At 39.8% G+C, this 25457-nt stretch carries 23 protein-coding genes, 2 tRNA genes and 3 rRNA genes; 11 read left to right on the top strand and 17 right to left on the bottom strand.

Going from position 1 to position 25457, the window contains the following annotated elements:
* The first annotated feature begins 16 nt into the window (after positions 1-16).
* Positions 17-1957 carry an acetyl/propionyl/methylcrotonyl-CoA carboxylase subunit alpha gene (locus ACS125_RS01395; protein ID WP_443270157.1) on the top strand — a complete coding sequence of 647 codons (1941 nt, stop codon included), beginning with the start codon at positions 17-19 and terminating at the stop codon, positions 1955-1957.
* A gap of 54 nt (positions 1958-2011) precedes the next feature.
* Here ACS125_RS01395 and ACS125_RS01390 read toward each other — a convergent pair whose 3' ends face one another.
* The 9 genes from ACS125_RS01390 to rplM all read right to left on the bottom strand — a co-directional run bounded on the left by ACS125_RS01390 (position 2012) and on the right by rplM (position 7509).
* On the bottom strand, positions 2012-2431 hold the full coding sequence (locus tag ACS125_RS01390) for a roadblock/LC7 domain-containing protein (protein ID WP_004796294.1): 420 nt from the start codon (positions 2429-2431) through the stop codon (positions 2012-2014).
* Positions 2424-2984, bottom strand: a complete 561-nt coding sequence (locus ACS125_RS01385) for a GTP-binding protein (RefSeq protein WP_174739696.1) — start codon at positions 2982-2984, stop codon at positions 2424-2426. Before ACS125_RS01385 ends, ACS125_RS01390 begins: the two co-directional genes overlap by 8 nt.
* A gap of 8 nt (positions 2985-2992) precedes the next feature.
* Positions 2993-3958, bottom strand: a complete 966-nt coding sequence (locus ACS125_RS01380; protein WP_443270154.1) for a hypothetical protein — start codon at positions 3956-3958, stop codon at positions 2993-2995.
* An 83-nt stretch (positions 3959-4041) separates the two neighbouring features.
* Complete coding sequence (locus tag ACS125_RS01375) at positions 4042-4401, bottom strand: hypothetical protein (RefSeq protein ID WP_003656109.1); 360 nt, start codon at positions 4399-4401, stop codon at positions 4042-4044.
* Between the two features lie 337 nt (positions 4402-4738).
* Positions 4739-5395 carry a hypothetical protein gene (locus ACS125_RS01370; protein WP_151964715.1) on the bottom strand — a complete coding sequence of 219 codons (657 nt, stop codon included), beginning with the start codon at positions 5393-5395 and terminating at the stop codon, positions 4739-4741.
* 17 nt (positions 5396-5412) lie between these two features.
* Positions 5413-5847: a ClpXP protease specificity-enhancing factor gene (locus ACS125_RS01365; protein WP_174730135.1), complete on the bottom strand. Its 435-nt coding sequence runs from the start codon at positions 5845-5847 to the stop codon at positions 5413-5415.
* A 6-nt stretch (positions 5848-5853) separates the two neighbouring features.
* Positions 5854-6507 (bottom strand): glutathione S-transferase N-terminal domain-containing protein, encoded by a 654-nt coding sequence (locus ACS125_RS01360; protein ID WP_005299902.1) that lies wholly within the window; start codon positions 6505-6507, stop codon positions 5854-5856.
* A gap of 174 nt (positions 6508-6681) precedes the next feature.
* Positions 6682-7068, bottom strand: coding sequence for a 30S ribosomal protein S9 (gene rpsI / locus ACS125_RS01355; protein WP_002048725.1), 387 nt, complete (start codon positions 7066-7068; stop codon positions 6682-6684).
* Between the two features lie 12 nt (positions 7069-7080).
* Positions 7081-7509, bottom strand: coding sequence for a 50S ribosomal protein L13 (gene rplM / locus ACS125_RS01350; protein ID WP_003656097.1), 429 nt, complete (start codon positions 7507-7509; stop codon positions 7081-7083).
* Between the two features lie 173 nt (positions 7510-7682).
* Here rplM and pdxA point away from each other — a divergent pair, with 173 nt between their 5' ends.
* From pdxA to ACS125_RS01335, 3 genes are read left to right on the top strand one after another with little or no spacing between them, the layout of a single operon-like run.
* The gene (gene pdxA / locus ACS125_RS01345) at positions 7683-8666 is read left to right on the top strand and encodes a 4-hydroxythreonine-4-phosphate dehydrogenase PdxA (protein WP_443270150.1); all 984 of its coding nucleotides are present in this window, start codon (positions 7683-7685) and stop codon (positions 8664-8666) included.
* 23 nt (positions 8667-8689) lie between these two features.
* Positions 8690-9502, top strand: coding sequence for a 16S rRNA (adenine(1518)-N(6)/adenine(1519)-N(6))-dimethyltransferase RsmA (gene rsmA / locus ACS125_RS01340; RefSeq protein WP_005299908.1), 813 nt, complete (start codon positions 8690-8692; stop codon positions 9500-9502).
* Positions 9503-10342, top strand: a complete 840-nt coding sequence (locus ACS125_RS01335) for a symmetrical bis(5'-nucleosyl)-tetraphosphatase (protein WP_049838420.1) — start codon at positions 9503-9505, stop codon at positions 10340-10342. It abuts the gene before it with no gap.
* Between the two features lie 38 nt (positions 10343-10380).
* Here ACS125_RS01335 and ACS125_RS01330 read toward each other — a convergent pair whose 3' ends face one another.
* The 4 genes from ACS125_RS01330 to hflX form a co-directional block, all read right to left on the bottom strand.
* Complete coding sequence (locus tag ACS125_RS01330; protein WP_004796314.1) at positions 10381-10824, bottom strand: DUF2147 domain-containing protein; 444 nt, start codon at positions 10822-10824, stop codon at positions 10381-10383.
* An 82-nt stretch (positions 10825-10906) separates the two neighbouring features.
* On the bottom strand, positions 10907-11581 hold the full coding sequence (locus ACS125_RS01325; protein WP_009388694.1) for an LrgB family protein: 675 nt from the start codon (positions 11579-11581) through the stop codon (positions 10907-10909).
* Positions 11582-11591: 10 nt separating this feature from the next.
* A complete protein-coding gene (locus ACS125_RS01320) occupies positions 11592-11963 on the bottom strand; it encodes a hypothetical protein (RefSeq protein WP_005299915.1) in 372 nt (123 codons plus the stop codon).
* Between the two features lie 33 nt (positions 11964-11996).
* Positions 11997-13340, bottom strand: coding sequence for a ribosome rescue GTPase HflX (hflX, locus tag ACS125_RS01315; protein ID WP_443270146.1), 1344 nt, complete (start codon positions 13338-13340; stop codon positions 11997-11999).
* 214 nt (positions 13341-13554) lie between these two features.
* On the opposite strand from hflX, the gene ACS125_RS01310 reads away from it, so the two are divergent.
* Complete coding sequence (locus tag ACS125_RS01310) at positions 13555-14364, top strand: lysophospholipid acyltransferase family protein (protein ID WP_174740131.1); 810 nt, start codon at positions 13555-13557, stop codon at positions 14362-14364.
* Here ACS125_RS01310 and ACS125_RS01305 read toward each other — a convergent pair whose 3' ends face one another.
* Positions 14365-15990 (bottom strand): phospholipase D family protein, encoded by a 1626-nt coding sequence (locus tag ACS125_RS01305; protein ID WP_004796322.1) that lies wholly within the window; start codon positions 15988-15990, stop codon positions 14365-14367. It abuts the gene before it with no gap.
* Positions 15991-16096: 106 nt separating this feature from the next.
* Here ACS125_RS01305 and ACS125_RS01300 point away from each other — a divergent pair, with 106 nt between their 5' ends.
* Positions 16097-17107, top strand: a complete 1011-nt coding sequence (locus ACS125_RS01300; RefSeq protein WP_174730146.1) for a metallophosphoesterase — start codon at positions 16097-16099, stop codon at positions 17105-17107.
* 52 nt (positions 17108-17159) lie between these two features.
* Here the strand turns inward: ACS125_RS01300 and ACS125_RS01295 are convergent, their stop codons facing one another.
* From ACS125_RS01295 to ACS125_RS01285, 3 genes are read right to left on the bottom strand one after another with little or no spacing between them, the layout of a single operon-like run.
* Complete coding sequence (locus ACS125_RS01295; RefSeq protein WP_004796325.1) at positions 17160-17639, bottom strand: OmpA family protein; 480 nt, start codon at positions 17637-17639, stop codon at positions 17160-17162.
* Positions 17640-17653: 14 nt separating this feature from the next.
* Positions 17654-18877: a diguanylate cyclase domain-containing protein gene (locus tag ACS125_RS01290; protein ID WP_443270142.1), complete on the bottom strand. Its 1224-nt coding sequence runs from the start codon at positions 18875-18877 to the stop codon at positions 17654-17656.
* 5 nt (positions 18878-18882) lie between these two features.
* On the bottom strand, positions 18883-19386 hold the full coding sequence (locus ACS125_RS01285) for a YfiR family protein (RefSeq protein ID WP_004796328.1): 504 nt from the start codon (positions 19384-19386) through the stop codon (positions 18883-18885).
* 541 nt (positions 19387-19927) lie between these two features.
* Between ACS125_RS01285 and ACS125_RS01280 the strand changes: the two genes are divergently transcribed.
* The 5 genes from ACS125_RS01280 (at position 19928) to rrf (ending at position 25279) form a co-directional block, all read left to right on the top strand.
* Positions 19928-21465: ribosomal RNA gene (locus ACS125_RS01280) — 16S ribosomal RNA — on the top strand.
* Between the two features lie 59 nt (positions 21466-21524).
* A tRNA-Ile gene (locus ACS125_RS01275) sits at positions 21525-21601 on the top strand.
* Positions 21602-21656: 55 nt separating this feature from the next.
* Positions 21657-21732: transfer RNA gene (locus ACS125_RS01270), tRNA-Ala, on the top strand.
* A gap of 360 nt (positions 21733-22092) precedes the next feature.
* A 23S ribosomal RNA gene (locus tag ACS125_RS01265) occupies positions 22093-24985 on the top strand.
* A gap of 179 nt (positions 24986-25164) precedes the next feature.
* Positions 25165-25279 (top strand): 5S ribosomal RNA (gene rrf / locus ACS125_RS01260).
* The 16S, 23S and 5S rRNA genes sit together here with 2 tRNA genes alongside, the layout of an rRNA operon.
* The last annotated feature ends 178 nt before the right edge of the window (positions 25280-25457 follow it).

The following is a 25457-nucleotide window of genomic DNA, read 5'->3' as shown; positions in this document are numbered from 1 at the left end:
GATAAGGATAAAAATAATGAAATTTTCAAAAGTACTGGTTGCCAATCGTGGTGAAATTGCAGTTCGAGTCATGCAAACAGCCAAAGCAATGGGCTATCAAACTGTGGCGGTTTATTCTGATGCAGACCGTAACGCTCGGCATGTACAAGAAGCCGATGAAGCTGTTTATATTGGGGCATCTAAAGTATCCGAGTCTTATCTTTCCATTGCTAAAATTATCGAAGCCTGTAAAAAAACTGGGGCAGATGCTGTTCACCCCGGTTATGGTTTTTTGTCAGAAAACACTGATTTTGCTCAGGCATGTATCGATAACCAGATTACATTTATTGGGCCAACAGCTTCTGCAATTGAGCTAATGGGGAGTAAACGACTCTCAAAAATTGCCATGATTGAAGCAGGCGTCCCTTGTGTACCGGGCTATGAAGGTGATCGTCAAGACCTTGAGTATTTAGCGACACAAGCCGAGCAGATTGGCTTTCCAATTATGGTCAAAGCTTCTGCGGGCGGTGGTGGCCGCGGGATGCGTTTGGTGCAGCACTCATCCGAATTGATTGAGGCATTACAAACAGCACGTTCAGAAGCTGAAAATGCTTTTGGTTCAGGTGAGCTTATTTTAGAAAAAGCAGTGATTGCGCCGCGCCATGTCGAAATTCAGGTTTTTGGTGATACACACGGCAATTATGTTTATTTATTTGAACGGGATTGTTCAATTCAGCGACGTCACCAAAAGGTTGTTGAAGAAGCACCTTGTCCAGTCATGACTTCTGAACTACGCCAGCAAATGGGTGAGGCAGCTGTAGCAGCAGCTAAAGCATGTGCGTATGTAGGTGCGGGAACTGTTGAGTTTTTACTTGATGCATCAGGTACATTTTATTTTTTAGAAATGAATACCCGTTTGCAAGTGGAACATCCTGTTACTGAACTCATTACAGGTTTAGATTTAGTTGAGTGGCAGTTGCGTGTTGCCAATGGTGAACAGTTGCCTTTGCAACAACATGAATTGATGTTAAACGGTCATGCAATCGAGGTGCGCTTGTATGCAGAAGACCCATGTCAGAATTTCTTGCCACAGACAGGACAAGTTCTGCGTTGGCAGCCAGCAACTTTGCCAAATGTACGGATTGATCATGGGATGTTAGTAACTGATGAGGTTAGTCCATTTTACGATCCGATGGTAGCAAAGGTGATCGCATATGGTAAAACGCGTGAGGATGCGATTCGCTTACTGGCTCGTGCAGTCGATGATAGTGTTTTACTTGGAGTGAATAGTAATAAACAATTTTTGGTCAATTTATTACGCCATCCAGTCGTTGTTGCTGGTGATACCAATACAGCGTTCATTCAACAGCATTTTCAAAACGATAGCAGCCTACATAAGCAGGTTCTATCTTTAGAAAATTTAGCGATTGCTGCTGCATTATTTAGTCAAAGTAAAGTCGCTGCTGTGTGGCAAACTGGGCTTGGAGTGCCACTACCATTAAAACTTAAATATGATGATCAGCAAATTCAATTGCAGCTTTCATCTGTAAATAACACGTTTACAGCACAGCTCTGCGATCAATCAGTTAGTATTGAAGTGCTCGAAAGAACGCCAGAGCAATTAGTTTATTTAATTGATGGCGTACGCCGCCGTGTGCAATATGTATTAGATGGTGATCAGCTTTACTTAGATCGAGAGAATGGCAATGTTGCGATACGCAATGTGACTTATGCTGCCCCAGAAATAGCTGATGTGGCTGGTGATGGCAAAATTCGTGCACCGATGGATGGTGCTGTAGTGAATATTTTGGTTGATAAAGGTGATCAAGTTGTGAAAGGCCAAACCTTACTAGTGCTTGAGGCTATGAAAATCCAGCAACAGATTAAATCTGATGTGGATGGGGTAGTTGAAGATGTGTTAGGGCAACAGGGTCAACAAGTAAAAAAACGGCAAATGTTATTTAGTATTCAAACTTAAGTGAAAAATACCGCTCTATTTGAGCGGTATTTATTTTCGATCAGTAGTTTTGAGTTATTCTCCATCAGCTTCTGCGATCAACTGACTTGCTTTTTTTAGGCTATATAATAGTTGTCCTAAAAGTACCTCTTTATTACTTAGCGTGACCATGACCATCGGGTGATGAGTTGCTGGAATAGCCGTCAGAATAGCCTTACCATTATCTGCATCTAAAGTAATGTTGTTACAGCCAGTGAGCTGAATCTCTTTTAAAAATGCAGTGACCATTGCCAAAATTGAGCTACTCACCGCCGCTAATTTGGTGGTGTTATGGTAGTTTTTATGACTCACTGTCGCTAATTCAAAACCATCAGAAGAGCAAATCATGACAAAATCTACACCACGCGTATTCATCAAAATATTATGAGCTTCAGTTTTTGCTAGCTGTAGCAATTGTGTAGGCGCGGTGCGTTTTTGAGTTGGGATGCTAAGCATGATCATTCCCCTGAGATGTTAAACCTACTTTGACTTCAAGAGATGCAATTAATGATTCAACCATCATTAAAATTTGTTCCTGCTCGCGTGCATCAATAAAAAACAATGGATATGAAAGTCCATTTGCTTTTATCCAATGACGATATTGTTGAAGTGACGATTCTTTATTCTCATCAACATGAGTAATACCAATTGCAATATTATCATTATAATTTTTAAAGGTTTCTAAGTAGCTTTCTAGCTCTTCAATCGGATTAGGACTATTATGATCTAATAATAAAATAATGCCGATTGCACCTTCACAAATGACCGACCATATAAAATCAAAACGGCTTTGTCCTGGGGTGCCATAGAGTCCAATTTTGATTCCATCATCTAAAGTAATTTCACCATAATCAATGCCTACGGTAGTTTGGGTTTTCTGGTGGCTTTGTACATCAGTATTGAATGCTTCTGTTCCCAAAATTGGAATTTCAGATAGCGATTTAATCGCTTCTGTTTTTCCTGCCCCCATACTACCTGCAAAGACAATTTTATATTGCTGTATAATCATAATTTCCCTTAAAGACCAAAACGCCCTCTAATCTTCCCTATAAAATTTTTAAAAAAATGATTGTCTGTATTTGAATTTTCTAAATGAGAATTTGGCGTGTAAGCACATTTATTCGCAGAAATAAATTTTCCATTATTTGCTATTAAACAAGCGGTAACGAAGCGTAAGACATCATTAATTGACAAGTTAAGTTGGTTCGCCACATCAGTAATTTTTGCTCCCTGTATAAAACAAGCAGAGAGTTGTAGGCTCACTTTTCTATATTCTTTTTGGTAGGGCTGTGGCCAGTGGTCAATTTTAAAATAACTATCCTTCGAGGCTAGATTTTCAAAGTTTTTTGAATGCCAAAACAAATTCCATAGCCAGTCCTGCAAATAGTAGTTTTTTTTACGAGACACTTTGGTGAAGTCGGAGGTTTTAGCAAAAGTGAAATCAAAGCTTTGATTGGTCTGAGTTTGTTGCCGTGATGGTTCCAACCAAGCCATCTGAGTCCTGTTATCAATAATGGCGAGAGTGCCTTTATCATCAAAGATGTGTAATTTGGCATTCTCTGAATTGTGTAAATTCCTTATAAACTTATCATCAATGAGTATGGACTCATTTGATAAATCTGAAACTAAGGCAATTTTCTTTTGGTTTAAATAAGATATTAGGTTTATTTGTAGCCAGTCTAATAGAGATTCTACTTTTTCTAGTGGCAAATGAAGGGTGTGTTCATCAAATTGATATTCATTTTGTGACGGAGTTTTAGTAATTTTTAAATAAGGGCATTTTTTCTTTTGAAGAATGTTTTGAATATTATCTGAGTCAAAGAAGTTTTCATTAATTAATAATAGATCAATATGGCTGTTAGAAATATTAACCCAATTAATAATATACTCATTAGATATTAACTTTCTGATTAAAGTTTTTAATTCATCTAAAACTTTTAAGCTTAAACCAGATGTAGCAATATTTATGCAATTCCTATCCATAGTATCACATTAAGTTTTATTGAATAATATAATGGTTTTAATATGCTTTTTATAATAAATATAAAAAGCATATCTTAGTTTAATTAGCTAAAGTCTAGCTCTTTTTCAAATGACTTTAACTCATGACGAGCCATGGCTAAATTCGATTTGCTACGGTCAAGGACTAAATAAAGGAATAAATTATTATTACTTTCTAGAGGTCGAATTAAGTGGTAAGCCTTACCTAATGTAATTAAAATATCTTCAATATTGTCATTTAATTTCAAAGCATTGGCAATATTTCGCTTTGCACGAATTACTTCTGTATTTCCGGCAGCAGCTAATTCTAAATCAATTTCCCCACCACCTTGTGTTGCAAGTGATAATCCACTTTCTGAATCAACAAGTGCAGAAGCAATAAAACCATCAATTTCAGTTAAGCTATCTAAAGAAAGTTTAGCCATGTTTTTATCTCTCAGGATTCTAAAATTATATAAACTACTTTTCTAAAAGTAGCTGAAATTCATTGTATTTCTAAATAATTTGAAGTCAATTCATTAAGTAGAGCGGGAGGTTTCTGTTTTGGGAAAGAAGTGACGTAAAATGTCAGACTAGAAAAAACATTATAAGATTATTTTTACATTATACTTTTAAGACTGCGATACGGTTTACATTATATATTTTTAAATTTAGTTAAAGTAATTGTAATAGAATGTTAATACAATATTGATTAATAAATTATTTTAATTTTAATCATAAAAAAGGGAGATAAAAACCCCCTTTTTTATAATAATGATTAAACTAAACAAGTTGCGTGTAAATACAATACAGGTAACCCAAAATTGCTAAAGCAACGACAGGGGCAATAATCTTTGACCATGTAGGTACAGAAATCTCAGCAGCTTGTTCTTCAATATGCGAATCATCATGATGAGGTTGGGCTTGGTGAACCATTTGGTTGAACTCCTTCATTGTTGTATCCAATGATAGCTCTTCTTGTTCCACTGGTTTAGAACCAATTAACTCATTTAGGTGGTTTGTTGACCAAACCCAATCTTCTGCCTGACCTGATAAATGCTCTACTTGGCCTAAGATTAATTCTTTTAAACCATTATGCCCAAAACCACCTGTTTCATCGAGCTGGTTAAGTTCTGCTAACTGCAAAGTTAAAATTTCAGAAATACTCTGTTCTAGCTCTGAGTTTTTTAAAGCTGACTGATTATGCTTAGATGTTGTTAAATGACGAGCAACTTCTTGAATATAAAGTGGATCTGAAGTTTTGATTTCTTGATAAATCTTATTGTCATCTTGGCGCCATAAACTAATCAGTTTTCCAAGCGTAAGAATATTCACCTCATCAATCAGTTTATTTTTTTCATTAACTGGATATTGATTTAAAAGCTGAGGCTTTTGAATTTTTATCTGCTCAGCAAAATATTGGACTAAATCAAATGCCATGCTTTCTTCCTCTAAATTTAATCTAAAATTCTTAACGTTGGTTTTTTCTTAGTTGATGTTGTTTCAATTGTTTCTTGTACTTGAGACTCTACTGTATTTTCTACAGGTGCTACATTGGCATATTCTTCAGGATCAAAAAATAAACCTTGTCCATTTTCACGTGCATAAATACCTAGAACAGCTTGAATAGGTACATAAATGTCTTTTGATGCTCCCCCGAAACGAGCAGAGAAAGTAATGGCTTCATTTCCGATAATAAGTTGATGAACAGCATGAGGCACGATATTTAAAACGATTTGTCCATCTTTAACAAATTGCTGTGGAACATCGGTATGTGGCTGTGTCGCATCTACTAATAGATAAGGAGTAAGTTGGTTATCACAAATCCATTCATAGATTGCACGAGCAAGATAAGGACGTGTAGGGGTTAAATCAATAGGTTGCTCAGACATATCACACTATTCCATATTTAATAGTTCATTGTAACGGTTTTTCTCTTGAGCCGTCATTGATTTAGCAAAAGAAGGTCTCTCAAAGATACGTTTACAATACAAAAGTATCGGACGACAATGCTGTTTGGGTAAATCTATTCCCATGCTATTTAATCTTAAAAAGATAGGTGCAAGCATACAGTCCAAAATTGTGAAATTTTCAGACATAAAATAGGGGAAATGCTGAAATAGGGGCGTAAGTGAAATTAAAGTTTCGCGTAATTCTTTTTGAGCTTTTTGCTTCTGTTCGATATTTAAAGAATCAGCATGTTTTAACATGTGATCTGCTAATTTAAACCAGTCGTTTTCAAGTCTCCATATATATTGACGCTGCTCTGCACGCATCATTGGAGCATCTGCGTAAAGCTTACTTTGGCGATAACGATCATCTAAATACTCAGCAATAATAGGCGCTGAAAATAATTTAAGATTTTGCTCGACCAACATCGGCAACTGGTTATAAGGATTCAAACTTGCCAAATCTTCGTCTTCATGGTCAGTTATGATCAATTGATATTTGATTTGCTTTTCTGCTAATAGAAAACGAATCCAGTGAGAACGGAAATCATCAGCATGACTGTAAAGGGTAATCCCCTGAATAGAGGTGTTTTCGACCGACATATCACAAGACGACGTGGTTGAGTGAATCGATTAGGATACTAAAAATGCTCTAGGAAATCACGGTTCTAAAGAGATAGTTTGTTTATATTTATAAGTTTGCATTTTATTGTTCGATTTTCATAATAAAAAAGCCTTGGAAAAATCCAAGGCTTTTTGTCCAACTCGGTAAACGAATTAACGTTTAGAGAATTGAGGACGCTTACGAGCTTTACGTAAACCAAGTTTCTTACGTTCAACTTCACGAGCATCACGAGTAACGAAACCAGCTTGACGAAGAACAGGTTTTAAAGTTTCGTCAGCAGCGATAAGCGCACGAGTAATACCGTGACGGATCGCGCCAGCTTGACCACCGATACCACCACCTTTAACAGTGATGTAAAGGTCAAACTTTTCAGTAACTTCTAAAAGTTCTAAAGGTTGACGAACAACCATACGAGCAGTTTCACGACCGAAATATTGCTCTAAAGTACGGTTGTTAATAACGAGTTTGCCTGTACCAGCAGACAAGAAAACACGTGCAGTTGCGGTCTTACGGCGACCTGTACCATAATTAGTAGCCATGTGCTGTATCCCTTAGATGTCCAAAACTTGTGGCTGTTGAGCAGCATGCGGATGCTCAGTACCAGCGTACACTTTCATTTTTTTGATCATTGCATAACCAAGAGGACCTTTTGGTAACATGCCTTTAACTGCTTTTTCAAGAACAGCTTCAGGCTTGTGAGCAATTAACTTCTCGAAGTTAGTCTCACGGATACCACCAGGGAAACCAGTATGGCGATAATATTTCTTATCAAGCGCTTTTTTACCAGTCACTTGAACTTGTTCAGCATTAATCACAACGATGTAATCGCCAGTGTCAACGTGAGGAGTATAAGAAGTTTTGTGCTTACCGCGTAAACGACGAGCGATTTCAGTCGCAAGGCGACCTAAAGTTTTGCCAGAAGCATCAACAACATACCAGTCATGTTGAACTTCAGCTGGCTTAGCGCTGAGAGTTTTCATTAAACCACTACCTATTATAGTTGGTTTGGACTATGGAATCTGTCCAAACAAAAGGAGCGAGCATTCTAAACGAGTTTGTTCAAAGTCACAAGAAAAATCCAGTTTAAGCCACATAATTTAATCCATAAACCGATGAATGTGGGATATGTTAAAATCAAACAAATTTTAGTTATGTGTCTGGGGTGATTATGCTGCCTTTATATGTCACTTCCGGTGAGCCGGCTGGTATTGGTCCAGATATTTGCTTGAGCTTGGCTCAGCGAGTTGATGAACGTCCTGTTGTTGTTTTGGGGGACCAAAATTTATTAGAACAACGTGCCCAGAAACTAGGGGTAGATATTCAATTTATAGAATATACGGGACAAGCTGAATCATCCTCTTCTGGTGAGCTTTATATAGAGCATGTACCTTTAGAAAAGGCGGTTGTTGATGGCCAATTAAATTCAGCTAATGCGGCTTATGTATTAGAACAATTACACCGCTCAGCTGATTATGCCATGTCTGGTAAGAGTATTGGGGTAGCTACGGCACCAGTGCAAAAATCGATCATTAATGATGCAGGCATTTTGTTTAGTGGTCACACTGAATATTATCAAGAGTTTGCAGGGGTAGAGCGCGTTGTCATGATGCTTGCAACCAAGACTCTGCGCGTTGCTTTAGCGACTACGCATTTGCCTTTAAGGGATGTTGCCGATGCAATTACCAAAGAGCGTTTACATCAAGTCATTGATATTTTAATACATGATTTAAAAACTAAATTTAAGATTGTTGATCCGCGCATATTGGTGTGTGGCTTAAATCCTCATGCGGGGGAAGATGGCTATTTGGGCCGTGAAGAGATTGATACCATTAATCCGGTACTCGAAACTTATCGGGCACAAGGAATTAAAATGAGCCTAAGCTTGCCTGCGGATACCTTATTTACCCCTGAGCATCTTAAAAATGCTGATGCTGTACTCGCTATGTACCATGATCAAGGCTTACCTGTGTTAAAATCACAAGGGTTTGGTGAGGCCATCAATATTACATTGGGTTTGCCATTCATTCGAACTTCGGTCGATCATGGCACTGCATTGTCTTTGGCTGGGACTGGTTTGGCAAAAAGCTCAAGTTTAAATGTCGCTGTCGATTTAGCGTTATCTCTGGCAGCGAGCTAAATTTTTCATGTTGGAAATGTTATATGTATCAAATTAATGCCCTAAACCCGAAAGATGAAGGGCATAAAGCTCGTAAACGTTTTGGTCAAAACTTCTTACATGATCAGCGAGTCATTGCCAAAATCGTGCGCTCGGTGAATCCGCGTGCGGGTGAAAATGTTGTTGAAATTGGACCTGGTTTGGCTGCTTTAACTTCTCCTTTAATTGGAGAGTGTGATGCATTAACAGTGGTTGAGCTAGATCGTGATTTAGCGGCAGGCTTGCCAGAACGCGTTCCACATCCTGAACGTTTAACTATTATCGAAGCTGATGCATTAAAATATGATTTTAATGAACTGGTAAAGGATGGTCGACCATTACGTGTGGTTGGTAATTTACCTTATAACATTTCAACTCCATTACTTTTCCATCTCTTGGAATTTGGCAGTAAAGTTAAAGACATGCACTTTATGTTGCAAAAAGAGGTGGTTGAACGTATTACTGCCGAACCAAACACAAAAGAATATGGGCGCTTGTCGGTAATGATTCAGTATTATTGCCAACCTACATTTTTATTTGAAGTGCCAGCGGGCGCATTTAATCCGCCACCTAAAGTAACGAGTGCTGTTTTCCGCCTTGTTCCATATGAACAAAAACCAATTATTGCAAAAGATGAAAAAGCTTTAGCCCGTTTGGTTGCTCATGTATTTACCCAACGCCGTAAAACCCTAAGAAATAGTCTAAAAGGTATGATTGCTGAAGATGGCTTTGAAAAAGCAGGCGTTGATCCAATGGCTCGTCCAGAAACGTTAACACTTGCTCAATTTGTTGCTTTAGCCGATCAAATGGTGGCATAAATGACTAAACGTTTTAACTATGTGATTGGCGATGTACAAGGGTGTTTTGAAGCTCTGAAGGCCTTACTTAAAGAAATACGTTTTGATCCAGACCAAGATTTTTTATGGTTTGCGGGTGATTTGGTCGCTCGTGGCGAAAACTCAGTAGGTGCCTTACGTTTTGTTAAAAAACTTGCTGATCGCGGAGCTGCTGCAACTGTACTAGGAAATCATGACCTGACTTTAGTTGCTGGTGCACGTGGTTTAAAAGAGATTAAAGAAAAAGATCGCACGCAGGATGTTATTGATGCAATTGATGGTGATGAGTTAATCGACTGGTTGCGTAAACAACCTTTATGTTTATTCCCGAATGAGCACACAATTCTTACTCATGCAGGTATACCTTGTATTTGGGATGCACAAAAAACTGCAACGCTTGCAAAAGAAGTGGAGGCAGTACTCTCACATCAAGACTTATCTGTATTGGACGCATTTTTGGCAGAAATGTATGGCTCAAAACCAGATTTGTGGGAAAACGACTTAACGGGTTCAGCTCGTTTACGTTGTATTACTAATTATTTGACCCGCATGCGTTTAACCAACGCAGAAGGGGCTTTAGAGTTCAGTTTTAAAGATGCTCTGGATGCGCCAATGCCAGAGGGTTATTTACCTTGGTTTGAATTTCCGAGCAAAGCGGCACAAACTCATCAAATCATTTTTGGCCATTGGGCTGCGCTCGAGGGCAGAACTATTAATGATCAGATTCAGAATATTGATGGCGGCTGTGTCTGGGGCAGAAAATTAATGGCTTATCGCCTTGAAGATAAAGAAATCTTTGCTGTTGAAAATCCAGTGATGTAATAAAAAAGCCGCATAAGCGGCTTTTTTATTTTTAACTTTTATTCTACGCGTAACCAAATTTGGTTACGGCCTAATGCTGAAACGCCAAGATATCCACGCATATGAAGACGTTTACCAGTTGCACTGAGTTTTGCTTTAAGCCCGTAAACCTTACCAGTATTAGGATCTAAAATTTTCCCACCTGTATAATTAAGATCATCTGTTTGTTTTAAGCCAGTTGCAATATCCAATCCTATAATTGGTTTATTGGTATACGGCGAAGGGCAGTTATCACAAATCTCTTTAGGGGTATAACCTGGGCGTGGTGTAACTTTGATAATCTTTCCTGCATATGTCCCATTTGCTTCTTTTCGTATTTCTACCTGTGCTTTGGGAGCACCAGTTTTATCATCAATTGTTTGCCAAAGGCCTGTAATGTCTGCTGCAAACGTAGCAGTGTTGATCCCCAGTAAGAGCAGAGCTCCAATAAAAATTTTCCCCATGATTAAAAATCCTTTTAACATTGAAAGGTCATCTTATTTCGAATTGATATACCGTTCAATGTTTATTTAATAGGCTTCTTAATTATGGTGTGCCAAGTGACAACATTAATGTAGGCAGCCAAATTGCAGTAAATACGCCGTTTAAAGCCATACCAAATGCAGCGTAGCGACCTGCAACGGGTCCGCGTTGCCAAGCTTGAGCTGTTCCTATGGCATGCGCAGCTAAACCTAAGGCTAATCCAGATGCTCTTTCATCATGAATATGTTTAAGTAAAAATGGTGAAAAAGCTGCTCCAATAACCCCAGATAAAATAACAATAAGCGTTACCAGCGTTTCAGGAGCATGCAATAACGTTGCGATATTTAAGGCGATAGGAGTAGTCACCGCACGGGTTGCAAATGCAAGAATGGTAGGTTCCGACATATGTAACAAGTAAGCGAGGCCCATAGGCAAAGCAACGGCGCTAATACTTGCAAAAAGTAAAATACCAATCACTGATTTAATTGGAAGATCATCGTAACGCATTGCAGCTAAAGGAATGGCTAAGGCTACTGTGACATAACCTAATAGATGACCAAATAAGTCATTCACATAAAGGCGATATTGTTCATAAGGAACTTGTAAAACTGAAAGTAATGCAATGACAATGAACATGCCGAAAACTAAAAGTGGAACTTGCGGAAAGCGTCGATTTAAAGGTTTTGCACATAGATAACCAATAAGTGTGATCAAAAAACCGTAGAAAATCGTAAACATTTTATTCTCCTTATAACCAACGTTTTGCCATTTTTGCATAGACCCACAAAGGTATAAGGGTGCTGACCACTAAAACAAAAAGGAATAGTGGAATTTCTTTCCCCATATGCACCAACATAATTAAAGAGCCAGCACAAACAGGTAAAAAAGCAAAACCACTTTCTTTCATGATTTTATTATTCGTATCAACTATTCGAAGAGGAATTTTTTTGAACTTTCTCCAAATAATCAAAACAGTGAGTAAGCTGATTAACCCGACCAGATTACCTAATTCTGGATGACCAAAAGCACGCATGACGATGACAGAGCCTTCACGAAAACCAATAATGAGTAGTAAAGTTGCTACCCATGCTGTCCAGTCTATACTTTTGATCTTATCCATATTTTTTATCTCTAAAAGTTTACTTATCGAGTTTTAACTGATCTCGCCTTTGATTTCAAACTCTTCCAATGGCCGTTTAAATTGATTAGCGCGTTCTCCCAAGATTTCTTCTAAGGGCAGTTTTGCTTGGCGAATAAGCTTTTCTAGCTTATGTGGTGCAATACGTACATCAATATGTAATAAGCCTGCATCATCGTAGTGTTCAGACTCAATTACATTTAAGGTATAAAGCTGTGTGCGAAATTTGCCATAAGCAGGTTTAAGAATCAGAGAAAACTTTTGAATTTGCCCCATTAAACATTCTTGTACTGCTTTTTGAAGTAACTCTAGACCAAGGCCAGCGTGAGCAGAAACATAAACTCGATCTGGTACATGTGGTTCGGCATAAACAATTTTGGCTTCTTCACCACTCAGGTCAATTTTGTTGTATACCCGAAGTACTGGAGCATCTGCACCAATCTCTTTTAAAACGCCTTCAACTGCTTCAATTTGATCAAGCATGTCATGACTATTACTATCAATAACATGTAGTAAAAGCGTGGCTTCTAGGGTTTCTTCAAGTGTTGCTTTGAATGATTCAATTAAATCATGCTGTAAGTTTCGTACAAAACCTACCGTATCTGCGAGCACTACAGTACCAATACCATCCCATTCCAAACGACGTAATGTTGGGTCGAGTGTTGCAAACAGTTGATCGGCCGCGTAGACATCACTTTTTGCTAAAATATTAAATAAAGTTGATTTCCCAGCATTGGTATAGCCTACTAACGACACAGTTGGAATGGCTGCCTTTTGTCTTGCAGCACGTCCTTGTATACGGGTTTGATGTACCTTCTCTAATTTATCTTTTAATTGGGCGATACGTACACGAATGAGACGACGATCAGTTTCTAGTTGCGTTTCACCAGGACCACGTAACCCAATACCACCTTTTTGTTGTTCAAAGTCGGCAGACCAACCACGAATAAGGCGGGTAGATAAATGTTTAAGCTGAGCAAGTTCGACTTGTAATTTACCCTCATGCGTACGGGCACGTAGCGCAAAAATATCTAAAATTAATCCTGTACGATCAATGACTCGGCATTTTAATATTCTTTCTAAATTTCGTTCTTGAGCGGGTGACAAAGCATGGTCAAAAATCACCAGACTTGCTTCTAGTTCCTGAACTCGCTCTGCAATTTCTTCGACTTTTCCTGAACCAATAAAAAATTTAGGATTGGGTTTATTTCGCTGAACCTTGATATGTTCAAGTATATCTGCACCAGCAGACTGTGCAAGTAGAGCAAACTCTTCGGCATCCAGATCATCTAATAATTGTACTGAAACACTCACTAAAATTGTGCGTTCACCGCCTTGATGCCGATCAACATATTCCACGTGGTTGTAAATCCTGAAAATGGGAAAACTTTATTCTAGATGAAACTTATGCAAAAGGGGAAAGCGTTTGTTCTTATCCTTTAGATTAGTTAAATGTTGTTTGAGGTGTCTGAATTTATTTTTTTCCCGTTCTTTATCATCAATGCAAGTTTATTCTGAAACGTATAGAATGCTCGAGATGGGTATAACAATGATTGATCGTTAGTGAAATTTTATGGCTCAAACGCAAAGTATAGTTAATTCAACGTTAAAGAAATTATCAAAAATAGGTTTGTACGGAAAAAAAGTCACTTCTGCCACCGCTGCAATTAGTGAAGGTTTTTATTTAGTTTATCGACATGGCCTTTATAAAGATCCTAATAATCCGGTCAATACACGCTATGTTCAATATTTTTGCCGCCGTTTATGTCAGGTTTTTAACTTAGATGTAGAAGTACACGGAACAATTCCTAGAGAACCTGCTTTATGGGTAAGTAATCATATTTCTTGGCTAGATGTTGCTGTTTTAGGTTCAGGAGCTCGTGTTTTCTTTCTTGCCAAAGCTGAAATTGAAAATTGGCCCGTTTTAGGAAATCTAGCTAAAGGTGGCGGCACTTTATTTATTAAGCGTGGGTCTGGTGATTCCGTTAAAATTCGTGAGCAGATTACCGAATTCTTAAAACAAAATATTCCTGTGCTGTTTTTTCCTGAAGCGACCACTACAGATGGACATTCTGTTAAGAAAGTACATGGTCGTTTGCTCGGTGCTGCTATTGAGGCTCAACGCCCAGTACAGGTATGTTTAATTTGTTATGTAAACCGTCATGGACAATTAGATACAGTTGCGCCATTCATTGGTGACATGTCATTTGCTGAACATATTCAGCGTGTACTTGAAATGCCGAAAGTAACAGCTCATTTGTTAACTTTGCCACCAATTTCTGTGGAAGGGCATGATGTGAAGAGTTTAACGCGTGAAGTTCAAGAAAAAATGGTAGAAGGCTTGGCTCAACTACATCAGAAAGTACTTAAGCCAAAAAATTAATTACATAAAGCCTTCAAGTGGCAGCCATGAAAGAAATTTCATGCCTGCTTTTTGCCACCATTTCATCTCGGGTTCTTGTTTATAAATTAAAGGGCCATTGGGAGTTTCTTGCTGCCAATAAATATGATTGTTAGCGTCGAGCTTTAGCTTATAAGCATATTTATTTAAATTTTCGTCCATCGTATGGTGAATTGTCTTAGCCAATGACGGGCTATCTAAAATTACGCCAATTTCAGTATTTAAATAAGCTGAGCGTGGATCAAAATTAAATGAACCAATAAAAACCTGTTCATCTAATGCCATCAGTTTAGTATGTAAGCTTGAGCGGCTTAATCCTTTCATGTTTACTTTTGCTTTAGTGGCAAGCTCATCTGTATTTTTATTTAAATCTCTTTTATCTGGTGTTGGTAAAAATTCATAAAGTTGTACGCCGTTTTTAAGCAGTTCTTTACGGTATTTCCCATAAAATGCATGTACAACTGCAACATCATTTGCTTTAAACGAGTTAGTTAGAACGCGTACTTCCACACCTTCTTTAGCAAGCGTGCTTAAAATTTTAGCGCCTTGTTTTTCAGGAATAAAATAAGCTGAAATTAAATCTACGTTGCTTTCTGGTTTTTCCAGATGGTTAATTAGCTGGAAATTTAAGTGCTCTTCTTTTTTGGCCTTTGATTTGATTTTATCAGGCGAGTCTTTTACGACTTCTGCTTTAACCCAGTCGAATTGAATATTGTGATTTAACCATTTATCAAATGCATGTGATTTTGCAGTTAAATTTAAAAAGTTTTGAACAGTTGCTTGTTGATAATGAGCTTCGAGTTGCTCTTTTAATCCCTCGTAGCGTAAACGGTGCTGCTCAGGACTTACAATACTTTGAACTGAATAGGCGTATTCATGATTCCAGTAGTCATCAAATGAATTCACAATGTCATCAACCGCAGCACCGACCAACATCACATCGACATCAGAAAATTGATAGCTATCGCTTACATTATAATATTGATTGGTCATGTTACGTCCGCCAATAAGAGCAACCTCATTGTCGGCAATAAAACTTTTATTGTGCATGCGACGATTGATACGTTTTAAATCAAGCACCATATCCATCGCACGATATTTGCGGAAACGATAGGGGTTAAAAAGCTTAACTTCAATATTTTTATGCTGAGAAAGGGCGAGTAAAATCCCTTCCATTTTTTTTGCATTATTGTCATCAATGAGAAGTCGGACTTTTACCCCGCGATCAGCTGCTCGAATAATGGCATGTAAAGCTAAAGCACCAACTTTGTCATTATCCCAAATGTAATATTGTAAATCTAAAGTCTTTTCAGCTTTATCAATTAATCTTAGACGAGCTGCTAGAGCCTCCAATGGATCATTTAAGACGTGGTAACCCGTTAGTTTTGGATTTTGCTGACGTAAGGGAGTAATAATTTGAGCAAGTGAAGTCTCTGATGTATCGATATCATTTGCATATTCTAATGGTTCGACACCATGTTTTGGCAGAGTACTACATCCTGTTAAACCCACAGCAAAACTAGAACATAGGACTATAGAGGCTTTTATCAAAAAGCTTCTAGCTTGTTGATTCGTTTGAAGCTGTTTGGAATGAGAGGATTGTGCCATAATCAGTACATACGATAACGTGAGCTAGAGTATAATTCGTGCATATTGAAAGATAAATATTGAATTTGATTACTAGCAATCAATAGAAGATAAGTCGAGAGTCGTAATGTGGGATCCAAATTCAATTATTTTTTGTTTTTACTTTATTTTTTCAATACTTGCTCTATGGGGGATTTCTGAGGCTTGGATTCATCAATCTCGGACCGAGACGATTCATCCATTTAAAGCTTTTGTGCATTTACTCGCATTTTATCTCTCTTATCTACTTATTCCTCTCTGGTTTTTTAATTTATATGCTGCTTGGATTGGTTACTACTCAATTCATCAAGGTATTTTCATCTTTTTCTTAAGTGGTGTTTTAATTTATGCCCGATTTATTGAGCCTCATCTGGTCCGTGTCGATACTCATCAATATCGCTTAAATCCAGATCGTAGTTTTAATAAGCCAGTCAAAGTAGCCCTAATTGCAGATTTACATATTGGTTTATTTTCAGGACATGAACGTCAGCTCAAAACTATAGTTAGAAAATTAAATGAGCAGCAACCAGATTTAGTGGTTGTGGCAGGTGACTGGACATATGAACCAGAAGATAGACTAATTGAAGAGTTAAGTGTTTTAAAAGAAATTCAGGCGCCTGTTTACTCTGTTCCGGGAAATCATGATGAGCAATATCCTGGACCTCCTATTCAACAATTATTAAAAGATGCCTTGTTTTATAATGAAGTTGTTGATATCGAAGGAAAGATCGTTGATTTTGAAGAATTCCGTCTGATTGGTATTGGTGATCTTTGGGCTGGAAAAACAGATATGCGTTCTATGCCAGATTTACCTCAAGACAAACCTTGGTTAATTTTGTCTCATAATCCAGATACGGTCGATATGGTGCCTAAATTACCGAATCGTCCATTAATGTTATCAGGGCACACACATGGAGGGCAGGTGGAGCTTCCATGGTTAACTAACTATATTATGAAGAAAGTATCAATTTTAGGTCACAAACGTGGATTTTACTCTCACGAACATGCAGATGTCTTCGTTACCGTTGGCACAGGAATGGTCGGAATTCCTTTACGTTTTAGAGTGCCGCCAACCATTGATATTATTGAGTTAGTTTAAAATAAAAAAAGCCAATCACAGAGGATTGGCTTTTTTTATGAATTAAACTTACTTATGGAATAACGACAATGGCAACACGTCTGTTAATCGCACGATTTTCATTAGTTGTATTTGGAACATAAGGTTGTGTTGAACCACGACCAATCACGTAGATATTTTCTTTCTTAAATCCGCGAGCTAAGAAAAGGTTTGCTACACTTTGTGCACGCTCTTCAGATAACTTTTGATTATAAGCAGCATCGCCAACATCATCAGTATGACCTACAATTTTCAATTTATTTAGATCATATTTATTCAATTGATTTGCTAGACGTACTAACTCAGCTTCATGACTTTGTTTTAACTCTGCATTATTAAAGTCAAATAACAAACGTTCTGGTAAACCTAAAGTCCATCCTTCATCAGTAAGAACGAAACCTTCTTTTTTGAGCAATTTTACCTGACGATATTTTAATGGGCCAAAACTCAGGCACCCTGCAAGAGTAATGCATAACAATGCAATAAAGGAGAGTTTTAGAGATCTTGTATTCATAGATTAGCCTAAATTTAATTTTCAGGTTTATAGATAAACCAGTGTTCATCCGAAGTTTTAGCCTTATACATTGCTTGGTCTGCTTGCATAATGAAATCTTCGGGGCTAGATGCAAATTGTGATAAAGCAATACCTACACTAAAACTGAAGTAAATCGTTTGACCATTCAGATACAAAGGTTCTTTACAGCTTTCGAGTAAATTTTCAGCAATAGATATTAAATGATCAGCATGACTAATGGAATGCAAAATGACAGCAAATTCGTCGCCACCTAAACGCGCGATAAAATCTTGGTGGCGTAAACGGGTTTGCAGACGATTCGCCATTTCTTTTAAAACTTCATCTCCAGCTAAATGGCCAAACTGATCATTAATTGCTTTGAAGTTATTGTTATCTATAAATAATAACGCAGACTTGTTATCAAAACCCTTATCTTCAAACATGTCTAAGAGAATCTGATAAAAATAATGTCTATTAGGCAATAAGGTGAGTTGATCATGGTGAGCTTGAAAGGATAATTTACGATTTTCCTTTTGTAGCTGGTTATCCCATATCTGAATTTCTTCAAGTAACTCATTAAAAACGGTATTTAAATCTTGAAATTCTTTAATTCGATTATAAGGAAAGCGAAGATTATAAGCTTTTTGTTCACTTACAATTTGAGCAATATTAGTAAGTGGGTAAATAGCTTGCATAATTTGACGATAAGTTAAGTTTACTGACCACCATAAAGCGCAAACAATAAACAACATCGCAATTGCAAGCCCTACCATAATCATTTTGAGGAATTGCAATATTTTTTCGGAACTACCAAAAAGCGTGAGTTCACCTACATTTTGCTCGTGATGATAAATTGTAAGATGAACGGGTTCATTCAGAAACCAATGATCAAACCAGCCCTCTAAAATTGAAGTCTGACTTGATAATTTAAAACTTTGCGCAATTAAATGATGCTCTGAATCATAAATATGAATAGTACGAATTGAATGGTCGTTCGTATATTCATTCAAAATTTGCTCAATCGTAATTTTGTCATTAAATACAACTGCAGGCTGAATACGCTCTAGTAGCGTATGGCTAAGCAATTGCAAATTTTGTTTGGCGTAAGTTTCCATTGTAAAAACAGAAATCGACACGAACGTAAAAGAGCAGATAAAGAAAGTAATTGCAAAGATAGTAAATTGAGATTTTCTAAATAATGCATGCAATGAAGTGGACTGATACAACTTTGATATCATAATCCTTACTCCGCATTCTTAGCCAAGAGCAATACTCTCGGATCAATATGAACTTTGGAGTGACTTAAAGCATCTAAGTTAACTTTAAAGGTAGTGTAATTATTTTGATTATATAAACAAAAGATACTTCCAATTTCGCACTCTGGATTATTAATGCTTAAAGAAAGTAAAGAACGGTAAGGATAGTTCTGAATAAGGCTTTGTTGTTGTTGGGGCGAAGTCGTAGAAAAATAAACAGCCTGACAATGTGACCGAGCAAAGTCTTTCGCGTTTACAGTTTGAACACGATAATTATAAGACATTTGCTGGATATAAGATTGGAACGTAGATGTAATAGAGGGATTATCAATAATGCAAAGAGTAGGAGTATTTACATTCTCCCACTTACTGTAGCTCAGGATAGATAAAGTAAGCACATAAAAGTTATGTTTTGAATTGGCATAACACGGCCCACTCGTAGCAAACACTACAAGTATGCAAACAAATACTTTTTTAGCGAACTGCCACATGATGAGTTAATGCCAAACTATTGCACGAATAATCTATTCTACATGAAGTTGATAAAGTAAAAAAAGTTTAATATCTCATCTAAAGTTGACTAAAAAGGCTAAAAAACGAACATGTGGCAATATTAAATTAAAAAAGGGGTTGTCAAAGGTTTTTAATGGTCTATAATGCACATCCATCGGCGGTGATGAAGATAAGAACTTGTTGAAAAACAGTTACTTGGAATTAGATTGGTTGCTTTAAGTGATGAATTTGATGAGAAGTTAGTTTTGAGACTAAGTTTTAAAAATATCGAAATTACCTGTTGACTTTTAAGAGATTAAGAGTAATATAGCCGACCTAGCTTGCTGGTGACGAACCAGGAAGAAGATCATTAAGAGAATTGAAGAACAACTTGTGTGGATTTTTACTGATTGATTAATCGAAATATTATCATTGATTGATTGGTTTAAATTACTCGAAGTTTATTTGAGCGAAATTTAAGTCAGAAAATTGATGAGCCAGAATTGGCACCTTGTCTTTAATAAGGTGCAAAATGATTTTTAACTGAAGAGTTTGATCATGGCTCAGATTGAACGCTGGCGGCAGGCTTAACACATGCAAGTCGAGCGGGGTGATGGTGCTTGCACTATCACTTAGCGGCGGACGGGTGAGTAATGCTTAGGAATCTGCCTATTAGTGGGGGACAACATTTCGAAAGGAATGCTAATACCGCATACGTCCTACGGGAGAAAGCAGGGGATCTTCGGACCTTGCGCTAATAGATGAGCCTAAGTCGGATTAGCTAGTTGGTGGGGTAAAGGCCTACCAAGGCGACGATCTGTAGCGGGTCTGAGAGGATGATCCGCCACACTGGGACTGAGACACGGCCCAGACTCCTACGGGAGGCAGCAGTGGGGAATATTGGACAATGGGCGGAAGCCTGATCCAGCCATGCCGCGTGTGTGAAGAAGGCCTTATGGTTGTAAAGCACTTTAAGCGAGGAGGAGGCTACTTTAGTTAATACCTAGAGATAGTGGACGTTACTCGCAGAATAAGCACCGGCTAACTCTGTGCCAGCAGCCGCGGTAATACAGAGGGTGCAAGCGTTAATCGGATTTACTGGGCGTAAAGCGCGCGTAGGCGGCTAATTAAGTCAAATGTGAAATCCCCGAGCTTAACTTGGGAATTGCATTCGATACTGGTTAGCTAGAGTGTGGGAGAGGATGGTAGAATTCCAGGTGTAGCGGTGAAATGCGTAGAGATCTGGAGGAATACCGATGGCGAAGGCAGCCATCTGGCCTAACACTGACGCTGAGGTGCGAAAGCATGGGGAGCAAACAGGATTAGATACCCTGGTAGTCCATGCCGTAAACGATGTCTACTAGCCGTTGGGGCCTTTGAGGCTTTAGTGGCGCAGCTAACGCGATAAGTAGACCGCCTGGGGAGTACGGTCGCAAGACTAAAACTCAAATGAATTGACGGGGGCCCGCACAAGCGGTGGAGCATGTGGTTTAATTCGATGCAACGCGAAGAACCTTACCTGGCCTTGACATAGTAAGAACTTTCCAGAGATGGATTGGTGCCTTCGGGAACTTACATACAGGTGCTGCATGGCTGTCGTCAGCTCGTGTCGTGAGATGTTGGGTTAAGTCCCGCAACGAGCGCAACCCTTTTCCTTATTTGCCAGCGAGTAATGTCGGGAACTTTAAGGATACTGCCAGTGACAAACTGGAGGAAGGCGGGGACGACGTCAAGTCATCATGGCCCTTACGGCCAGGGCTACACACGTGCTACAATGGTCGGTACAAAGGGTTGCTACCTAGCGATAGGATGCTAATCTCAAAAAGCCGATCGTAGTCCGGATTGGAGTCTGCAACTCGACTCCATGAAGTCGGAATCGCTAGTAATCGCGGATCAGAATGCCGCGGTGAATACGTTCCCGGGCCTTGTACACACCGCCCGTCACACCATGGGAGTTTGTTGCACCAGAAGTAGCTAGCCTAACTGCAAAGAGGGCGGTTACCACGGTGTGGCCGATGACTGGGGTGAAGTCGTAACAAGGTAGCCGTAGGGGAACCTGCGGCTGGATCACCTCCTTAACGAAAGATTGACGATTGGTAAGAATCCACAACAAGTTGTTCTTCATAGATGTATCTGAGGGTCTGTAGCTCAGTTGGTTAGAGCACACGCTTGATAAGCGTGGGGTCACAAGTTCAAGTCTTGTCAGACCCACCATGACTTTGACTGGTTGAAGTTATAGATAAAAGATACATGACTGATGATGTAAGCTGGGGACTTAGCTTAGTTGGTAGAGCGCCTGCTTTGCACGCAGGAGGTCAGGAGTTCGACTCTCCTAGTCTCCACCAGAACTTAAGAGAAGTTCGGATTACAGAAATTAGTAAATAGAGATTTAGATCTTGGTTTATTAACTTCTGTGATTTAAGTATCACGGTATTAAGCATGACCTGACGAAGGCATGTTTATTCATTAACAGATTGGCAAAATTGAGTCTGAAATAAATTGTTCACTCAATAACAAAGAGAGAGGAAGTAATTCTGATCTTAGAGTTAATTGAGAACTAGCAAATTAACTGAATCAAGCGTTTTGGTATATGAATTTAGATTGAAGCTGTACAGTGTTTAAGTACACAGACAACAGATAGTAGCGATGAAGAGTCGCACGGACAACACTCACTTGTAAGTGTTGACGACTGTTTGGGGTTGTATAGTCAAGTAATTAAGTGCATGTGGTGGATGCCTTGGCAGTCAGAGGCGATGAAAGACGTAATAGCCTGCGATAAGCTCCGGGGAGGCGGCAAATATCCTTTGATCCGGAGATTTCTGAATGGGGGAACCCACCTACTTTAAGGTAGGTATTGCAACATGAATACATAGTGTTGCAAGGCGAACGAGGGGAAGTGAAACATCTCAGTACCCTTAGGAAAAGAAATCAATTGAGATTCCCTTAGTAGCGGCGAGCGAACGGGGATCAGCCCATTAAGTTATGTGTGTTTTAGTGGAACGCTCTGGGAAGTGCGAACGTAGAGGGTGATATTCCCGTACACGAAAGGGCACACATAATGATGACGAGTAGGGCGAGGCACGTGAAACCTTGTCTGAATATGGGGGGACCATCCTCCAAGGCTAAATACTCCTGACTGACCGATAGTGAACCAGTACCGTGAGGGAAAGGCGAAAAGAACCCCTGTGAGGGGAGTGAAATAGATCCTGAAACCGCATGCATACAAGCAGTGGGAGCCGACTTGTTCGGTGACTGCGTACCTTTTGTATAATGGGTCAGCGACTTATATTCAGTAGCGAGGTTAACCGTATAGGGGAGCCGTAGAGAAATCGAGTCTTAATAGGGCGTTTAGTTGCTGGGTATAGACCCGAAACCAGGCGATCTATCCATGAGCAGGTTGAAGGTTGGGTAACACTAACTGGAGGACCGAACCCACTGTCGTTGAAAAGCCAGGGGATGACTTGTGGATAGGGGTGAAAGGCTAATCAAGCCTGGTGATAGCTGGTTCTCCCCGAAAGCTATTTAGGTAGCGCCTCGGACGAATACCATAGGGGGTAGAGCACTGTTTCGGCTAGGGGGTCATCCCGACTTACCAAACCGATGCAAACTCCGAATACCTATGAGTACTATCCGGGAGACAGACTGCGGGTGCTAACGTCCGTAGTCAAGAGGAAAACAATCCAGACCGCCAGCTAAGGCCCCAAAATCATAGTTAAGTGGGAAACGATGTGGGAAGGCATAGACAGCTAGGAGGTTGGCTTAGAAGCAGCCACCCTTTAAAGAAAGCGTAATAGCTCACTAGTCGAGTCGGCCTGCGCGGAAGATGTAACGGGGCTAAAACTATGTGCCGAAGCTGCGGATTTGACTTTTAGTCAAGTGGTAGGGGAGCGTTCTGTAAGCCGATGAAGGTGTATTGAGAAGTATGCTGGAGGTATCAGAAGTGCGAATGCTGACGTGAGTAACGACAAAACGGGTGAAAAACCCGTTCGCCGAAAGACCAAGGGTTCCAGTCCAACGTTAATCGGGGCTGGGTGAGTCGACCCCTAAGGCGAGGCCGAAAGGCGTAGTCGATGGGAAATTGGTTAATATTCCAATACTTCTGTGTAATGCGATGAGAGGACGGAGAAGGTTAAGTCAGCCTGGCGTTGGTTGTCCAGGTGGAAGGAAGTAGGCATGCATCTTAGGCAAATCCGGGGTGCTCTATGCTGAGATCTGATAGCAAGCTGTACTTGTACAGCGAAGTGGCTGATACCATGCTTCCAGGAAAAGTCTCTAAGCTTCAGTTACACAGGAATCGTACCCGAAACCGACACAGGTGGTCAGGTCGAGTAGACCAAGGCGCTTGAGAGAACTCTGCTGAAGGAACTAGGCAAAATGGTACCGTAACTTCGGGAGAAGGTACGCTGCTGACGGTGATGACCCTCGCGGTCTGAGCTATTGGCAGCCACAGAAACCAGGCCGCTGCAACTGTTTATTAAAAACATAGCACTCTGCAAACACGAAAGTGGACGTATAGGGTGTGATGCCTGCCCGGTGCTGGAAGGTTAATTGATGGGGTTAGCGTAAGCGAAGCTCTTGATCGAAGCCCCAGTAAACGGCGGCCGTAACTATAACGGTCCTAAGGTAGCGAAATTCCTTGTCGGGTAAGTTCCGACCTGCACGAATGGCATAATGATGGCGGCGCTGTCTCCAGCAGAGGCTCAGTGAAATCGAAATCGCTGTGAAGATGCAGTGTACCCGCGGCTAGACGGAAAGACCCCGTGAACCTTTACTGCAGCTTGACATTGAACTTTGACCTTACTTGTGTAGGATAGGTGGGAGGCTTTGAAGTTGGAACGCTAGTTCCAATGGAGCCGTCCTTGAAATACCACCCTGGTAATGTTGAGGTTCTAACTCTGCCCCGTAATCCGGGGCGAGGACCATGTCTGGTGGGTAGTTTGACTGGGGCGGTCTCCTCCTAAAGAGTAACGGAGGAGTACGAAGGTGCGCTCAGCGTGGTCGGAAATCACGCGTAGAGTATAAAGGCAAAAGCGCGCTTAACTGCGAGACCCACAAGTCGAGCAGGTACGAAAGTAGGTCTTAGTGATCCGGTGGTTCTGTATGGAAGGGCCATCGCTCAACGGATAAAAGGTACTCTGGGGATAACAGGCTGATACCGCCCAAGAGTTCATATCGACGGCGGTGTTTGGCACCTCGATGTCGGCTCATCTCATCCTGGGGCTGAAGCAGGTCCCAAGGGTATGGCTGTTCGCCATTTAAAGAGGTACGCGAGCTGGGTTTAGAACGTCGTGAGACAGTTCGGTCCCTATCTACCGTGGGCGCTGGAAATTTGAGAGGATCTGCTCCTAGTACGAGAGGACCAGAGTGGACGAACCTCTGGTGTACCGGTTGTGACGCCAGTCGCATCGCCGGGTAGCTATGTTCGGAAGGGATAACCGCTGAAAGCATCTAAGCGGGAAGCCTACCTCAAGATAAGATTTCCCTAGGACTTTATGTCCTCTAAAGAGCCGTTCGAGACTAGGACGTTGATAGGTTGGATGTGGAAGCATAGTGATATGTGAAGCTGACCAATACTAATTGCTCGTGAGGCTTGACTATACAACACCCAAGCAGTTGTATATAAAGCATCAATCGATTCATTAATATGCAAAGCAACTTGATTTAGTTATATGCTTAGCTAAAATGAACAAATAAAGTAAGATTCAATCAGCCCATCTGTAAAGATTTGGAAAACGCATCGGCACATTAAGACCCATGCAAGTATCCATACCAGTTGTGCTGGCGACCATAGCAAGAGTGAACCACCTGATCCCTTCCCGAACTCAGAAGTGAAACCTCTTAGCGCTGATGGTAGTGTGGGGTTTCCCATGTGAGAGTAAGTCATCGCCAGCTCATTATTCAAACACCCCGACCCCGAAAGAGGCCGGGGTGTTTCCTTATGGGAAATTAAATTGATTGTTTGATTTAGATGTAGTAAGACAATAAAAAAAGGACTCTTAGAGTCCTTTTTTTATAGAGGAAGGAAATTTCGAATCCGTGCCAAGTTAGAAATGGCTGCAAGGCCTGCATC

This window comes from Acinetobacter sp. PFS20, from assembly GCF_052261015.1.
In the GTDB taxonomy this organism is placed as follows: domain Bacteria; phylum Pseudomonadota; class Gammaproteobacteria; order Pseudomonadales; family Moraxellaceae; genus Acinetobacter.
This window is presented reverse-complemented; position numbering and strand designations above follow the sequence as displayed.

Bases quoted from the DNA above. Each gene is read 5' to 3' on its own strand.
- ACS125_RS01380 (WP_443270154.1), bottom strand. From the start codon at position 3,958: ATGGATAGGAATTGCATAAATATTGCTACATCTGGTTTAAGCTTAAAA.
- ACS125_RS01370 (WP_151964715.1), bottom strand. From the start codon at position 5,395: ATGGCATTTGATTTAGTCCAATATTTTGCTGAGCAGATAAAAATTCAA.
- rsmA (WP_005299908.1), top strand. From the start codon at position 8,690: ATGTATCAAATTAATGCCCTAAACCCGAAAGATGAAGGGCATAAAGCT.
- rpsI (WP_002048725.1), bottom strand. From the start codon at position 7,068: ATGGCTACTAATTATGGTACAGGTCGCCGTAAGACCGCAACTGCACGT.
- ACS125_RS01300 (WP_174730146.1), top strand. From the start codon at position 16,097: ATGTGGGATCCAAATTCAATTATTTTTTGTTTTTACTTTATTTTTTCA.
- ACS125_RS01330 (WP_004796314.1), bottom strand. From the start codon at position 10,824: ATGGGGAAAATTTTTATTGGAGCTCTGCTCTTACTGGGGATCAACACT.
- ACS125_RS01325 (WP_009388694.1), bottom strand. From the start codon at position 11,581: ATGTTTACGATTTTCTACGGTTTTTTGATCACACTTATTGGTTATCTA.
- ACS125_RS01295 (WP_004796325.1), bottom strand. From the start codon at position 17,639: ATGAATACAAGATCTCTAAAACTCTCCTTTATTGCATTGTTATGCATT.
- ACS125_RS01320 (WP_005299915.1), bottom strand. From the start codon at position 11,963: ATGGATAAGATCAAAAGTATAGACTGGACAGCATGGGTAGCAACTTTA.
- ACS125_RS01335 (WP_049838420.1), top strand. From the start codon at position 9,503: ATGACTAAACGTTTTAACTATGTGATTGGCGATGTACAAGGGTGTTTT.
- ACS125_RS01385 (WP_174739696.1), bottom strand. From the start codon at position 2,984: ATGATTATACAGCAATATAAAATTGTCTTTGCAGGTAGTATGGGGGCA.
- ACS125_RS01395 (WP_443270157.1), top strand. From the start codon at position 17: ATGAAATTTTCAAAAGTACTGGTTGCCAATCGTGGTGAAATTGCAGTT.
- ACS125_RS01290 (WP_443270142.1), bottom strand. From the start codon at position 18,877: ATGATATCAAAGTTGTATCAGTCCACTTCATTGCATGCATTATTTAGA.
- ACS125_RS01390 (WP_004796294.1), bottom strand. From the start codon at position 2,431: ATGCTTAGCATCCCAACTCAAAAACGCACCGCGCCTACACAATTGCTA.
- ACS125_RS01305 (WP_004796322.1), bottom strand. From the start codon at position 15,990: ATGGCACAATCCTCTCATTCCAAACAGCTTCAAACGAATCAACAAGCT.
- ACS125_RS01285 (WP_004796328.1), bottom strand. From the start codon at position 19,386: ATGTGGCAGTTCGCTAAAAAAGTATTTGTTTGCATACTTGTAGTGTTT.
- ACS125_RS01360 (WP_005299902.1), bottom strand. From the start codon at position 6,507: ATGTCGGTCGAAAACACCTCTATTCAGGGGATTACCCTTTACAGTCAT.
- ACS125_RS01365 (WP_174730135.1), bottom strand. From the start codon at position 5,847: ATGTCTGAGCAACCTATTGATTTAACCCCTACACGTCCTTATCTTGCT.
- rplM (WP_003656097.1), bottom strand. From the start codon at position 7,509: ATGAAAACTCTCAGCGCTAAGCCAGCTGAAGTTCAACATGACTGGTAT.
- ACS125_RS01375 (WP_003656109.1), bottom strand. From the start codon at position 4,401: ATGGCTAAACTTTCTTTAGATAGCTTAACTGAAATTGATGGTTTTATT.
- ACS125_RS01310 (WP_174740131.1), top strand. From the start codon at position 13,555: ATGGCTCAAACGCAAAGTATAGTTAATTCAACGTTAAAGAAATTATCA.